The organism is Nodosilinea sp. E11 (genome assembly GCF_032813545.1).
Taxonomy (GTDB): Bacteria; Cyanobacteriota; Cyanobacteriia; order Phormidesmidales; family Phormidesmidaceae; genus Nodosilinea.
The window spans coordinates 3,414,717-3,429,325 of sequence record NZ_CP136520.1 but is presented as its reverse complement, the minus strand read 5'-3'; the positions used below and the strand labels follow the sequence as shown (position 1 = coordinate 3,429,325).

Sequence of the window (14,609 nt, the reverse complement as noted above, 5' to 3'; positions counted from 1 at the left end):
GAACAGTTTATGCCCGGTGTGTCACTGGTGGGCAGTGGTTCGGCTTGCTTAACCGTAAGGCTCACTAACGATGACCTCAGCCAGCGCGTTGATACCTCCGACGAGTGGATCTCGGCACGTACTGGCATTCGTCAGCGCCACATAGCTACCCCGCAAGATTCCCTTGCCTCACTAGCCACTGAAGCTGCTCAGAATGCTCTAGCGATGGCTGACATGGCGGCTGAAGAGATCGATCTGATTGTGCTGGCGACCTCGACCCCCGACGATCTCTTTGGCACGGCCTGTCAGGTGCAAAAGGCTCTGGGTGCTACGCGCGCCGTGGCCTTTGACCTGACAGCGGCCTGTTCGGGGTTTGTGTTTGCCCTGGTGACGGCGTCGCAATACATCCGCACCGGAGTGTTCAAAAATGTGATCGTGATCGGGGCCGACGTGCTCTCCCGCTGGGTTGATTGGGACGATCGCACCACCTGTGTGCTCTTTGGCGATGGGGCGGGGGCCGTAGTGCTGCGGGCAAGTGAGCGCGATCGCCTGCTGGGCTTTGAACTCTGTAGCGATGGCACCTTAAACCACTGCCTCAATCTTGCTTATGCAACTGAATCCGCCGATTTGGTAAAAGATATCGCTGTTCAGAAAGGCACGTTTTCTCCTATCACCATGAACGGGCGTGAGGTCTATAAGTTTGCCGTCAGCCGTGTTCCTGAAGTGATTGAGAAGGCTCTGTTTCGCGCCAGTCTCACCACTGCTGACATTGACTGGCTGGTTTTACACCAGGCCAATCAGCGCATTCTCGATGCCGTGGCCAATCGGTTAGATGTGCCCTCAGAACGAGTGGTCAGCAATATGGCCAACCACGGCAATACCTCCGCAGCCTCCATTCCTCTCGCCCTTGATGAAGCCGTGAGGGCGGGCAAAATTCAGCCTGACGATGTGATTGCCACCGCTGGCTTTGGGGCTGGGCTAACCTGGGGGGCCGCTATTATCCAGTGGGGATAGTCTTGCTCTCACTTCTGCCCAGGCTGGGGTAACAGCCGGTGCCTCCTCTGGTTTAGGGGCATTGACCCGTTGCTGCATCTTTGGAGCGATCGCCCCCAAGCCGCTCTGTTTCACACGAACATTTTGTGAGACAGTATTGCTTTGCAGAGTAAGTAAGGTACTGGCATGGCAAACGCAGCGTGGGTGTTTCCTGGGCAAGGTTCTCAGGCAATCGGTATGGGGGCAGATCTAGCAACCGTTCCCCTCGCCCAATCGCGTTTTGCTGAAGCCGAGTCGGTGCTGGGTTGGTCGGTGTTAGATGTTGTGCAAGATGCGGGCGACAAAGTATCTAGCACTCTGTACACCCAACCCTGCCTGTACGTGGTAGAAAGCATTCTTGCTGATGTCCTTAAAGAGAACGGGCATTCTCCAGCGGTCGTTGCAGGCCACAGCCTAGGCGAATATGTGGCTCTCTACGCGGCTGGAGTCTTTGACTTCGCCGCTGGTTTGAGCCTAGTGCAACGCCGTGCTGAGTTGATGTCTCAGGCCTCTGATGGCATGATGGCCGCTTTGCTGGGCTTTGATGCCGACGAACTAACCGCAAAACTTGAGGCTACCCCCGGCGTGGTGTTGGCCAACGACAATAACCCTGGCCAGGTGGTAATTTCAGGTACTCCCGAGGCGGTGACAGCGGTGATGGAAGGGATAAAAGCAAAGCGGGCCGTCAAGCTCAATGTCAGCGGAGCGTTTCACTCGCCGCTGATGGCCGATGCCGCCGCCACCTTTGAGGCGGTGCTAGAGCCGGTTCTCTTTGCCACCGCCCAGGTGCCGGTGCTCTCTAACGTAGACCCCGCGCCTGCCACCGATGGGGCCGTGTTGAAGCAGCGCCTGGTGCAGCAAATGACAGGGTCGGTTCGCTGGCGTGAGATTACCCTAGCGTTGCCCGGTCTAGGCATTGACACGGTAATCGAAGTGGGGCCGGGGAATGTGCTCACGGGGCTAACCAAGCGCACCTGCCGCGAATTAACGCTAGTCAATGTGGGGAACCTGGAGCAAACAGCAACACTGGCGAGCTAAGCTCAGTCCTGGCCCCAAATTTCTCTGGTTGTGGGAGAAGACGGTGATGGTGTTACAGAATAGGTCTGAGATGAGCCGCGATCGCGAACCCCCTGTAAACCTGCTGTGGTACCACCTGTTTAAATGGTCGGTGGTTAGCCCCGTGCTGGGTTTGTATTTTCGGGGCCGGGTCTATGGGGCCGACCAGGTGCCTAAAGCCGGGGGGCTAGTTGTGGTGGCCAACCACGCCAGTGACTTTGACCCGCCGCTGCTGTCTGCGGCGGTGCGTCGCCCAGTCTCCTATATGGCAAAGGAGGAGTTGTTTCAGGTGCCGGTGCTCAGCCAGGCAATTCGCCTTTACGGGGCCTACCCAGTCAAGCGGGGCAGTGCCGATCGCAGCGCTATTCGCGAAGCTCTCAAACAGCTTGAGCAGGGCTGGGCGGTGGGCATTTTTCTCCAGGGCACCCGCACCCCCGATGGTCGCATTCCCGCACCCAAAATTGGGGCAGCGTTAATTGCTGCTAAAGCTCAAGTACCGCTGCTGCCTGTCAGTCTCTGGGGTACCCATCGGGTGTTTAGAAAAGGCTCCTCTATCCCTCGCCCTGTCCCCCTCACGATTCGCATTGGCGCACCCATTGCGCCTCCCCCTTCCACCGCCCGCGAGGGGTTAGAAGCCCTTACGGCCCAATGCGCTACCGAGATCCACCGACTTCACGACCTGGGCCGCTAACCTCATCCACTCTCCCGCTCAAGCCTTACTCCTGCTACCGTCTAGGCCTCTCACTGACTTACTTACACCCTCCGCTTGTCATCTGGTAGCCTGTAACAAACTCGCGCATTCTCAAGCCCATGAGCCAAGACCTCAAGCACGAACTATCAGAAATGGTCGCTCCCGCTGACTGGGCATGGATTAGCCCCCATGCCAATCGAGGGGCCGTAGTCGTGATCGACCCTAGCTTAGATTTAGTTGAAGTGGGGGTGGCGATCGCCACCGATAACACCACCGCCGTCAATCACTGGATTGCCGAAGACTTGATCACCAAACCCTCTCCCTTCCAGCTTGAGATTTGGGATCAGACTGCGAAGAAGCAGTTTCAATCATTGATTGTTCAACCCTTTGTGCTGGTGCAAGATCTCGTCGCCCATGAAAACTGAGGAGCATCAGGAAGAGACGGCCCAAGGTATAGCCCCCCGCAGCCGAGATAATCTCTGGGCTATTTTGAGCACCAGTGCCCTAGTGCGGTTTCTGCTGCTGTTTGCCAGTGGTTGGGCGGTGATTCAGCTCCTGGTCTATTTTGAGGTGCTGGTAGTGGTGTTTGTCACCGCCACTATTGTGGCGTTTTTGCTCAACTACCCCGCTAGCTGGCTCAGCCGATGGATGCCGCGAGGGGTAGCTGCGATCGCCGTGTTTATCGTCTGCCTAGCCTTGGCCAGTGGTCTGTCTCTAACGCTGGGGATGGCCGTACTCTCTCAGGGGCAGCAGCTAGCCGCCAGTGCCCAAGACTTTTCTGACTCGGTCATCCCCTGGTTTGGCGGGCTTGAGCAGTTGTTAGAAACGCTGAACCTGCCCGTTAACCTAGAGGGGCTAGAACCCCAGGTGCAAGAACAAGCCGTAGGACTGCTAACCACCGGGCTGGGGCTACTGCAATCGACCTTAGCTAACCTGGGGCTGGCTATTCTCATTGCGGTAGTCACCCTGTTTATGATGCTAGATGGGGCCAAAATTTGGTGGTGGCTCCTCAATAATGTTCCCATTCGCCATAAAGAGCGATTTAATACCGTTTTACAGCGCAACTTACTTGGTTTTTTTTGGGGGCGACTGCTGCTGTCGATCTTCTTCGGTGTTTCCACCTTCGTCGTATTTTTAATTTTGGGTGTCCCCTTTCCCTTGGTTTTGGCACTAATTGCCGGGGTGTTTGATCTCATTCCCGGCATTGGAGCCACCCTAGGGGTGGGGCTAGTAGCCTTGCTGCTGCTGTCCCAGGGGGTATGGCTGGCCATTCAAGCGCTGGTGGTGTGCGTTAGCCTCCAACAGGTTGAAGAGAACCTGCTGCTGCCTTACATCATGAAAGATTCCCTAGACATTAACCCAGTGGTCATGTTCTTTGCCTTGATTGTAGGAGTTACAGTGGCGGGAGTGTTAGGGTTGTTTTTGGCAGTGCCCGTAGCCGGCGTGATCATTACCTGGCTAGATATCGAAGCGATGCGGGGTAAACCCACCGCAGATTAGCCCAAAAACGCTGTTGATCTGGGCGCGCTGCCGCTAAGCTAGCCATCAGCCGATAAGCTAGAGAACTGAGGCTCTGGCACCATTATTTTCATCTATGCCCAACGCTGCTTCGCCAAACTCCACGGTTCCTCCCAGTAACCGTTTGCGCTTTACCAAAACTCCTTTGCCCTGGCTCTACTCTCTGTGGAAATTTTGGCGGCCCCATACGGTAATTGGTACTAGCCTTAGTGTCCTGGGTATTGCGGCCGTTGTCTTAGCTGATGTGAGGGACAGGATCTTACCCACTCCCGGCGTATGGCTCGGGGTAGTGGCCATTGCCTGGGTGGCCTGTCTGCTGGGCAATCTCTACATCGTGGGGCTTAACCAGCTTGAAGACATCGCCATCGATCGCATCAATAAGCCCCACCTCCCCCTGGCCGCCGGAGAATTTTCGGTCACCGACGGTCGCTGGATTGTCGGCCTAGCAGGCCTGGGAGCCATAGTGGTAGCCATAGTCGGTGGTCCCTGGCTGCTGGCGACTGTGGGCCTCAGCTTGGCGATTGGCACTGCCTACTCGCTACCGCCTATTCGCCTCAAGCGATTTCCGTTTTGGGCCTCGGTGTGCATTTTGGCTGTGCGGGGAGCAATCGTAAACCTGGGATTGTTTCTGCACATAAGCGATCGCCTTGCACTCCCCCTGACTATCCCTGGTCGAGTTTGGGCTTTGACGGCGTTTATTCTGCTGTTTAGCATTGCGATCGCCCTGTTTAAAGATATCCCCGACATTGAGGGCGATCGGCGCTATGGCATCAGTACTCTCTCCCTCAAGTTGGGGCAGCGCACGGTGTTTAATGTGGCCTTAGGGATCCTCACTGCCTGCTATCTGGGTATGGCGTTGGCGGCTCCCTGGCTGGTTGGCGTCAATCAGATTTTTCTAATCGGGTCGCATCTGCTCGCCCTGGCCCTGCTGTGGTGGATGAGCCGTTGCGTACCCCGACCTGGTCAAGCCATGACTCCGACGAAAAAACTAGCCTACCCCCAGTTCTATCAGTTCATTTGGAAGTTATTTTTTCTGCAATACCTGATGTTCCCCCTGGCGTGCTGGCTGGCCTAGGGCAAAACAGATGAGATTGCTAAGGACGCAACAAACCATGTACGACTGCATTATTGTTGGCGCAGGCCCTGCCGGAGCAACCGCCGCCTATCACCTGAGCAAGGTCGGCCATCAGGTGCTGCTGCTCGATGCGGCCAAGCTGCCCCGCTATAAGCCCTGTGGCGGGGGTGTCTCTCCCCAAGTCGCCCAGTGGTTTGATTTTGACTTTTCTCCAGCCATCTCTGTCAAGGTACGCAAGGTGCGCTACACCTTTGATCTGGCCGATCCCATTGATGCTGAGCTACCTGCCGAAAAGGCCCTGTGGATGGTGCGCCGCGACGAATTTGACCACTTCATTGTGCAACAGGCCCAAAGGCAGGGAGCTACCCTCTGGGATGGCACCAAGGCCCAAGGCCTTGAAAACCAAGGAGACCACTGGCAAGTCAACACCAGTCGTGGCCCGGTGCAAGGGCGCTTTTTGATTGCCGCCGATGGGGCACGCGGGTCGATGGCTAAGTGGTTAGGCTTTCCCCAGCGCCAGTACAAACTAGCAGCAGCCCTCGAGGCTGAGCCGCGCTTAACTGTCCCCGAGGACCCAGTTGTGCACTTTGACCTAGGGCTCATTCAGCAGGGCTATCTGTGGAACTTCCCTAAAGCCGATGGTTATTCCATTGGCGGTGGTGTTTTTCGTTCCGGTCCCCAACGCAAGCAAGACCTACGCACTCCAGTCGCTGACTATGCTGCGGCTTTTGACGTTGACACCAGCTCTGTGCAGCACTTTGGCCACCCAATTTTTGTTTGGGATGGCCCTCAAGTCTTGCATACCCACCGGGCTGTATTGGCCGGTGAAGCCGCTTGCGTAGTTGATCCCTTTACGGCTGAGGGCATTCGACCCTCAATCTGGAGCGGGATGAAGGCTGCGGAGGCGATCGCCCAAGCCCTAGCAGGTCGCGATCGCGCCCTCGAAATCTACAGCCAGGTGATGAATACAGAATGGGGCGAAGAAATGCGCTGGGCTAGACGCCTTGCCCGCTTAGTCTATCAAGCCCCCGCCCTCGCCTATCGAGTTGGAATCAAACGCCCCTCCAGCACTCTCACGATGGTCAAGGTATTCTGCGGCGAATTAAGCTATGGACAAGTCGTCCAGAAGGCCATTCAACGACTGAGTGGAGGCCTGCTGTCTTAATGGTTTCCTCAAGGTCTACCTGCTAGAAAACTGTGGCCAAGGCAAACTTGTCTTGGCCACAGATGTAGAGCCGTGATGGTTTAAAGACTGGTCAGCCAATCGCATCCATAATTTTAAACATCGGCAGGTACATCGATATCAGAATCGAACCGACCATGCCCCCCAGCACCATAATCATGATTGGTTCCATGATACTGGTAAGCGCCTTCACGGCCTGTTCCACCTCATCTTCATAGAAGTCAGCCACCTTCATCAGCATCGCGTCTAATTCTCCGGTCTCTTCCCCAATGCTGATCATCTGAATGGCCATACTGGGAAACACCGAATGCTTTTGGAGTGCAAGACTAATCATGCCGCCGCCCTGCACATCTTTGCGAGCCTCATCGACTGCCTCCGCAATCACCTGGTTGCCCGCCGTATCGCGCACAATTTCGAGGGCCGTTAGAATCGGCACCCCAGATTTTGACAGCGAACCAAAGGTACGGCAAAAGCGCGCGGTGGCGGTTTTTTGAATCAAGTCGCCAAATAGGGGCATCTTAAGGGAAAGGCGGTCAATGACTCGACGTCCATTGAGAGTGGCGTAATATCGCCGGTAGGCAAACCCCGCCGCCGATATCCCCGCAATCATAAAGACCCAGTTCAAGGGCTGCCGCAGAAACCGGCTAATCAGCATCATCAGCTGGGTAAACACCGGCAGGTCAGCCCCCAAATCCTCAAACATATCGGCAAAGATTGGCAGCAAAAACACCGTCATACCGACGAAGATAATCACCGCCAAAAACCCCACTGTGACTGGGTAGGCCATGGCTGACTTAATCTGGTTTTGCAATCGGGCCAAGTCTTCTAGCAGCTTCGCTAGACGGTTGAGCACCTCGTCAAGGACCCCGCCCACTTCCCCGGCCTGAATGAGCGCCACGTAGAGATTGTCAAAACAGGCCGGGTGCTTACGCATCGCATCCGATAGGTTGGTGCCCTGCTGCACATCGGCGTTGATGGCCAGTAGCGCCTTCTTCAGCTTTGGGTTAGAGCAGTCTTCTGCCAGTACCCCCAGCCCTCGCACCAAGGCCACCCCCGCATTTACCAGAGCGGCAAACTGACGGGAGAAGATTGCTTTATCCTTCACCGTCACCTTGGTCATGGAGGTTTTGATACTCTCCAGATCAATGTTGAAGCCGGCTTCTTCCTTCAGGTCCATCACGTAGAGGCCCTGATCTTTTAAGAGGTTGCGGGCCTCATTGGGGTTCTCAGCAGAAACTCGCTCTTTGCGCTGGGATCCGCTGGTATCACGACCAATGGCAACGTAGGTAGGCATGGCTCAGTGGCTCAATGGCTTAAAGGTACTGCAATTATAGCGACGGGTTCGGGTTGCCGAACCCGCTAAATCTACCTGAACTCGCGTATTATTGGGCTCTGCTCCAGCTAATCTAGCTAAATCCCTCTTCCTATCTGGCGTCACCAAGAGAGAGCATTTATGGCCTAGGGCGCTCAGATGACCTCACCTGAGCGCGATCGCTGGAGGTTAATGACGACCAGCCGCCGCCCCTTGGCGAGCTGCCGCATTGGGTGCTGGCGCGCCCCCAATCAACCGCTGAAGTTCATCAGGACGAGAGGTCTTAGACATAGCCGCCTCAAAAGAAATAGTGCCTGATTTGTAAAGATCGGCCAGAACTTTCTCCAGGGTTTGCATCGCCAGCTTACCCCCCGTTTGAATTGCACCGTAAATTTGGGGAGTTTTGCCTTCCCGAATCATGTTGGCAATAGCGGGTGTAATCACCATAATTTCCTGAGCCATGATTCGGCCAAATTCGCCTGGTTTAGGATTAGCCTTCGGCACTAGAGTTTGACTGAGTACCGCCACTAGCGAACCTGAGAGCTGCACCCGAATCTGCTGCTGCTGCTCGGGGGGAAACACGTCGATCATCCGGTCAACGGTTTGGGCAGCCGAACTCGTGTGCAGGGTGCCAAATACCAAGTGCCCAGTTTCTGCAGCAGAAATGGCCAGCGAAATGGTTTCTAGGTCACGCATTTCACCCACCAGAATCACATCGGGGTCTTCCCGGAGGGCAGCTCGCAGGGCGTTGGCAAAACTCTTAGTGTCCTCTCCAATCTGGCGCTGGTGAATCAGGCTTTTGATGGGTTCGTAGACAAATTCAATAGGGTCTTCAACGGTGAGAATGTGCTCTGGCCGTGTCAGATTAATGTTGTTAATCATCGAAGCCAGAGTGGTAGATTTGCCCGAGCCCGTTGGCCCGGTGACTAGAATTAGTCCCCGCGGCTTCTCCGACAGCTCTCGCACAATATTGGGTAAACCCAGCGTTTCCATAGACGGAATTTTAGAGCTGAGCGCCCGCAAGCAAGCGGCATAGGTACCGCGATCTTTATAGACATTGACCCGGAACCGGGCCAGCCCTTTTACCCCATAGGAGCAGTCTAGCTCCCAGGTTTGCTCCAGCTGTTTGCGCTGGGTATTGTTGAGCATGCTAAAAATGAGCCGCTGACACGACTCGGGGGTCATGGGCTCGTGCTCGGTGGGGGTGAGCTTACCACTGATGCGGATGTAGGGGGGCAGTCCTGCGGACAGGTGCAGGTCAGAGCCGCCCCGCTCAATCACCTCTTCCATCAGGTCTTCGATCATCAATTCCATAGGGCTACCTCGTGGGGATGGAGAATTATAGGGAGAGTACAGGGTTAGAGAAGCTTAGGCTAAGCCGAGCAAACTGTTCGTGCCGAAAAGTCCATTGCTGGTAACAAGATGCCCACTTTGCGACAAAATGCTGTCAGAACTCTCAATTAACCGATCGCTAATCGTGTCCGCTAATCATGGAAACGGGGCGTGAGACAGTAGGGGCAGTCGAGCCATTCTTGCTGAAGCTCGGCGGCGCAGCAGGCACAAGTTAACGATGCCTTGCGTTTGGCCTTGAGTTCTGACTCCAGTCCCGTATCGGTGAAAGTCACCCGTTCTACTTCCTCTAGGGTAGTGTAGCCCTGACGGACTAGGTCGAGACTATAGGAAAGCAGGGTCTGCATGCCCTCTTCTACAGCGGCCTCTTTGATCAACTCGGTGGGAGCCCCTTCCGAAATCAGCTTTTGCAGACGCTCGGTGACGCGCAAAACTTCGTATACCCCAACCCGGCCCTTGTAGCCACCGCCTTGGCACTTCGCGCAAAGGGTGTTGTTCTCCTTAGCAGCGCTAAGTTCTTCGACAGAAAGGGTATTGGCTTTATAGAAAGTAATATCTGACTCGGAGGAGGCGCTGAGACCAAAATGAGCCAACTCTTCGGGGGATGGGTTGTAGGGAATGCGGCAGTCGGTACATACCCGCCGCACTAGGCGCTGAGCCAGCACCCCAATCAGCGCGCTAGAAACCATGAAAGACTCGACACCCATTTCGTCGAGGCGGGCGATCGCCCCGGCTGCGTCGTTGGTGTGCAGCGTTGTTAGCACTAGGTGACCGGTGAGAGCCGCTTCAATTGCGGTCTTAGCGGTTTCTCGGTCACGGGTTTCACCTACGAGAATCACATCAGGATCCTGACGTAGGAAGGCTCGCAAAATCGACGCAAAATCCATGCCCTTTTCGCGAATCACCTGCACCTGGGTAAGGCCGGGCAGCGTGTATTCGATCGGGTCTTCGGCGGTGCTGATGTTGATACCAGGGTCGTTACGTTCCGACAGCACCGAGTATAGGGTCGTGGTTTTTCCCGAGCCGGTCGGTCCGGTAACCAGCAGTAGGCCAAAGGGACGAGAGGCCATCTCCTGCACAATGCGCAAGGAATCGGGATCGGTGATTAGCTTATCTAGCCCCAGCTGGGTGGCGGAGTTGTCGAGAATGCGCAGCACTACCTTTTCGCCGCAGCGACTGGGCAAGGTGTTGACCCGGAAATCGACTTTGCGGCCCTGAAACACGCGCCGAATCCGCCCATCTTGAGGAGCCCGGCGCTCGGCAATATCTAACTCGGCAATGATTTTAAAGCGGGCAGTAACGGCGGGGATGATTTTCTTAGGCATTTTAGGCAGGGCTTCCTTAAGCACCCCGTCTTTCCGAAAGCGCACCCGTAGGTACTCCTCCTGGGGCTCAACGTGAATGTCAGACACCCCTTCCTGTAATGCCTTTGCTAAAATTTTGTTGACCAAGGCAATCACCGGAGCCGCGCCTGCATCTTTGAGAGCGGCCCCGAGGTCAGCTTCCTCGTCAATCACATCTTCTAAGCTGCCTTCACCAAAATCGAGTTCTTCGAGGCTGGTGTTGACGTCTACAGCAGCGTCTAGCTCTTCTTTTTTCTGGCGAGCAACAGCGTCATCAAGGTAGGTGGACATCAACCGCTGGTAGTCTTCAACGGTGATGACCATGCGTTTGAGGGTCAGATTTTGGGCCCTCAAAATTCGGTTGAGGTCGTCTTGAGCTTCCAGATTTTCAGGATCGACCATGGCCACCAGCATGGATGGCACTTCGCCGTCGTCTTTGGACAACGGCACCAAACGATGGCGGCGGCAGGTATCAACCGGTACCAAAGTATCGATCAGGTGTCCAATCTGGGCCGGTGAGATATCGTTCAGCTCTGGGTCAAGGGACTCAACCCCGTAGAGAATTTTTAGCTCAAATAGCTGCTGCTTCTTGTACTGGCGTAGCAATTCGGGGGAGAGCTGTTGTCCAGTCAGAGACTCGAGTACATCGGTCAGCGATTGCCCAGTTTTGCGGCTCTCTGCCAGGGCCTTTTGCATCTGCTCAGAATCGACATAGCCCGACTGGATGAGCTTGTTGCCAAAGGGCGAAAAGCTCCGTTGGAGTACCAGAGCTCGCCGGGAGGAGGAGGAATTAGTCATAGCGCTGATGCCAAAGTGCTGATGTAAAACAGGCCTGAAACCAACCGTATGCAGGCAGTATGCCCTATAAGCAGGGGCTAGACTCACTGGTTGGCGCGATCGCAAGCCCCACTCGCGTTGACCCTGTAGTCTCGATAATACCCTCATCCAATTTATCTGCACCACGATGACCCTGTGGCTTGTCAAGCCCCTAGGTGGTAAGAGTTTTCTAAAGGCAAGCGGCAACCAGCGGTCCTTAAACCCACAATTCACGATAGAATGAGAAACAGTGCTAGGATCAGGCCCCTGCGCAAGATTAGGTTTCGCTAAGGTAGGCTCTGGCCTGGGTAACGTTGTTGCATTCATTCGTCGGGTTACGTACCAGCATGGTTGACGATATTCACCAAACCGAACACGATCCCGCTTCCGATCCTGAGGCAATTGAAGAGCTGCTTGAAGAGGATGCCGCTCTTGATATTGATTTTGAGGATGTGGTAGAAGCCGCCGCCGCTACCGTTGAGCCCGCTGAGGGTGGGACAGGCTCCGAAGGGAGTAGTGATCCCGCTTTGGTCGCCGATCTAGAGCGTCAGGTAGCTGGACTCAAGGCTCAGCTCGAAGATCGAGCTAACCAGTCAATGCGAATTGCTGCTGATTTCGAAAATTACCGCAAGCGCACGAGCAAAGAAAAAGATGAGTTAGCTACTCAGATTAAGGGCGACACCGTCATTGAGCTCCTGCCAGTCGTTGATAACTTTGAGCGGGCGCGATCGCAGATTAAGCCACAGACCGAAGCCGAGATGACCATACACAAGAGTTATCAGAGCGTCTATAAGCAGCTGGTTGAGACCCTCAAGCGCCTTGGAGTATCGGCAATGCGGGCTGAAGGTCAGGAGTTTGACCCCCTGCTCCACGAGGCCGTCATGCGCGAGCCCACCGCCGAGCATCCCGAAGGGGCCGTGATTGAAGAATTTGTGCGGGGTTACCAACTGGGCGATCGAGTCCTACGCCACGCTATGGTTAAAGTGGCCGCTCCTCCAGAGAATGCTCCTGATAACGCTGAAGCTGGAGATGGAGCCGACTCTGTATAGATAATGCCAGGTGCATTCTAGCGTTGATGAAGTTGCCTCCGTTGAGCCTAGAAAAACCTTTAGCTAACTAGATCTAACCAGTATCATCATAAAGTCCCGCAGCGAACGATAACTTCCTTGGCATAAGCGGGCAATCTAGTCACATCGCCCGGGGACCTTTAACCTGGGCTGACGGCAGAAGGATATGGCGAACGATCAAGTTGAGCACCGTGGGTTATGGGAAAAGTAATCGGCATTGACCTAGGAACAACCAACAGCTGTGTCGCCGTCCTCGAAGGCGGTAAACCAGCGGTAATTTCCAGCACTGAGGGGGGCCGCACGGTACCCAGCATTGTTGGTTTTGGCAAAAACGGCGAACGTCTGGTAGGCCAACTAGCCAAGCGGCAAGCCGTGACTAATGCCGAAAATACGGTTTACAGTATCAAGCGATTTATCGGCCGTCGTTGGGAAGACACAGAGGCTGAACGCAGCCGGGTGCCTTACGTTTGCGTCAGCGGACGCGATAGCACGGTAGATGTGCAGATTCGTGGCAAGGCGTTTACGCCCCAGGAAGTTTCTGCCATGATTCTGCAAAAATTGAAGCAGGATGCTGAAACCTATTTGGGTACCGAAGTCACCCAGGCCGTGATTACCGTACCTGCCTATTTCACCGATGCCCAGCGTCAAGCGACCAAGGATGCTGGCACCATTGCTGGCCTAGAGGTACTGCGGATTATTAATGAGCCTACGGCGGCTGCCCTCTCCTATGGTCTCGACAAGCAAGACCAAGACCAAATCGTCTTGGTCTTTGACCTTGGCGGTGGCACCTTTGATGTCTCTATTTTGCAGTTAGGGGACGGTGTTTTTGAGGTCAAAGCCACCGCTGGCAACAACCATCTCGGTGGTGACGACTTCGATAACTGCATTGTCGAATGGATGACAGCGGCTTTTCGAGAGCAGGAAGGTATCGATCTTTCTGCCGACCGCATGGCGTTGCAGCGAATTCGTGAAGCTGCTGAAAAGGCCAAAATTGAGCTGTCAAATATGCCGTCGACCTCAATCAACTTGCCTTTTATCACTGCTGATGAATCAGGGCCAAAACATTTAGAAATGGCTCTGACTCGCGCACAGTTTGAGCAATTTGCCTCAGAGTTGGTACAAGCAACCTTGGAACCGGTCAAGCAGGCCCTCAAAGACGCCGACCTCAGCCCCGAAGCGATTGATCGCATTCTATTAGTGGGGGGGTCGACCCGCATTCCCGCCGTGCAGCAAGCGATTAGCGCCTATTTCAACGGCAAGCCGCCCGATCGCTCAGTTAATCCCGATGAGGCGGTAGCCCTAGGGGCCTCCATTCAGGCCGGGGTGCTCGGTGGCGAGGTCAAAGACCTGCTGCTGCTCGATGTGACCCCCCTGTCTTTAGGCATTGAAACTCTAGGAGAAGTATTTACCAAAATCATTGAGCGCAACACGACTATTCCTACCAGCAAGTCTCAGGTCTTTTCTACGGCCACTGATGGACAAACATCCGTAGAAATTCATGTGCTACAGGGAGAGCGCGCCATGGCGCGCGACAACAAGAGCTTGGGCAAGTTTGAGCTGACTGGCATTCCTCCGGCTCCACGGGGCGTACCGCAGATTGAGGTGTCTTTTGAAATTGATGCCGACGGCATTCTCAAGGTAGCCGCCCTCGATAAAGGTACTGGGCGTGCTCAGAGTATCTGTATTACCAATACTGGTGGCCTCACCAATGATGAGGTCGATCGCATGCGGATCGAAGCCGAAACCTACGCTGGTGAAGACGATCGACGGCGACAGATCGCTGAACTCATCAATCGAGCCGACAATTTGTTTTACAGCTACGAGGCCACACTGCGCGACCACGGTAGTCTGCTCGACGATACGGCCCGAGCCGATCTCGAAGCAAAGGCCAATGAGTTGCGGGCCGCTACCCATACACCCGGCATTGAGGTCGCTACCTTCCAAGGAGCTATTGATGCCTTGCAATCGGCCATCTTTGCGGTAGGGGCCAACTTTTATCGGGAGGTTCAACCCGATGAGGACGTTGATATGGGGATTCCGGCTGCGGCCTACTTCAATGCTGAACCAGACAGTGAACCGGATGTGGACGACGATGCCACCTACGACGGTGACGTAGGGCTAGACGCAACCGTCACTGCTGATTACGAGGCCATTGACTGAGACCGGAATGACTGAGACCGGAATTTA

12 protein-coding genes are annotated in these 14,609 nt (G+C 55.0%); 9 read left to right on the top strand and 3 right to left on the bottom strand.

The genetic code is table 11. The features are described from left to right. The first annotated feature begins 9 nt into the window (after positions 1 to 9). From RRF56_RS17380 to RRF56_RS17350, 7 genes are all read left to right on the top strand, one after another. The gene (locus RRF56_RS17380; RefSeq protein ID WP_410510632.1) at positions 10 to 993 is read left to right on the top strand and encodes a beta-ketoacyl-ACP synthase III; all 984 of its coding nucleotides are present in this window, start codon (positions 10 to 12) and stop codon (positions 991 to 993) included. Positions 994 to 1,158: 165 nt separating this feature from the next. After that, positions 1,159 to 2,049, top strand: coding sequence for an ACP S-malonyltransferase (gene fabD / locus RRF56_RS17375; protein ID WP_317034420.1), 891 nt, complete (start codon positions 1,159 to 1,161; stop codon positions 2,047 to 2,049). A gap of 70 nt (positions 2,050 to 2,119) precedes the next feature. Next, the gene (locus RRF56_RS17370) at positions 2,120 to 2,758 is read left to right on the top strand and encodes a lysophospholipid acyltransferase family protein (RefSeq protein ID WP_410510631.1); all 639 of its coding nucleotides are present in this window, start codon (positions 2,120 to 2,122) and stop codon (positions 2,756 to 2,758) included. Positions 2,759 to 2,877: 119 nt separating this feature from the next. Beyond that, positions 2,878 to 3,183: a DUF2288 domain-containing protein gene (locus RRF56_RS17365; RefSeq protein WP_317034418.1), complete on the top strand. Its 306-nt coding sequence runs from the start codon at positions 2,878 to 2,880 to the stop codon at positions 3,181 to 3,183. Continuing rightward, on the top strand, positions 3,173 to 4,258 hold the full coding sequence (locus RRF56_RS17360) for an AI-2E family transporter (protein WP_317034417.1): 1,086 nt from the start codon (positions 3,173 to 3,175) through the stop codon (positions 4,256 to 4,258). Before RRF56_RS17365 ends, RRF56_RS17360 begins: the two co-directional genes overlap by 11 nt. Before the next feature lie 94 nt (positions 4,259 to 4,352). Then, positions 4,353 to 5,351 carry a homogentisate phytyltransferase gene (locus RRF56_RS17355; protein ID WP_317034416.1) on the top strand — a complete coding sequence of 333 codons (999 nt, stop codon included), beginning with the start codon at positions 4,353 to 4,355 and terminating at the stop codon, positions 5,349 to 5,351. Between the two features lie 37 nt (positions 5,352 to 5,388). Next, positions 5,389 to 6,516, top strand: coding sequence for a geranylgeranyl reductase family protein (locus RRF56_RS17350; RefSeq protein WP_317034415.1), 1,128 nt, complete (start codon positions 5,389 to 5,391; stop codon positions 6,514 to 6,516). A gap of 91 nt (positions 6,517 to 6,607) precedes the next feature. Here the strand turns inward: RRF56_RS17350 and RRF56_RS17345 are convergent, their stop codons facing one another. The 3 genes from RRF56_RS17345 to RRF56_RS17335 form a co-directional block, all read right to left on the bottom strand. After that, positions 6,608 to 7,828 carry a type II secretion system F family protein gene (locus RRF56_RS17345; protein WP_317034414.1) on the bottom strand — a complete coding sequence of 407 codons (1,221 nt, stop codon included), beginning with the start codon at positions 7,826 to 7,828 and terminating at the stop codon, positions 6,608 to 6,610. A gap of 207 nt (positions 7,829 to 8,035) precedes the next feature. After that, positions 8,036 to 9,160: a type IV pilus twitching motility protein PilT gene (locus RRF56_RS17340; protein WP_317034413.1), complete on the bottom strand. Its 1,125-nt coding sequence runs from the start codon at positions 9,158 to 9,160 to the stop codon at positions 8,036 to 8,038. 170 nt (positions 9,161 to 9,330) lie between these two features. Then, on the bottom strand, positions 9,331 to 11,337 hold the full coding sequence (locus RRF56_RS17335; protein WP_317034412.1) for a GspE/PulE family protein: 2,007 nt from the start codon (positions 11,335 to 11,337) through the stop codon (positions 9,331 to 9,333). A gap of 365 nt (positions 11,338 to 11,702) precedes the next feature. Here RRF56_RS17335 and grpE point away from each other — a divergent pair, with 365 nt between their 5' ends. Further along, on the top strand, positions 11,703 to 12,404 hold the full coding sequence (gene grpE, locus RRF56_RS17330; RefSeq protein WP_317034411.1) for a nucleotide exchange factor GrpE: 702 nt from the start codon (positions 11,703 to 11,705) through the stop codon (positions 12,402 to 12,404). Between the two features lie 216 nt (positions 12,405 to 12,620). Then, complete coding sequence (gene dnaK, locus RRF56_RS17325) at positions 12,621 to 14,582, top strand: molecular chaperone DnaK (protein WP_317034410.1); 1,962 nt, start codon at positions 12,621 to 12,623, stop codon at positions 14,580 to 14,582. The last annotated feature ends 27 nt before the right edge of the window (positions 14,583 to 14,609 follow it).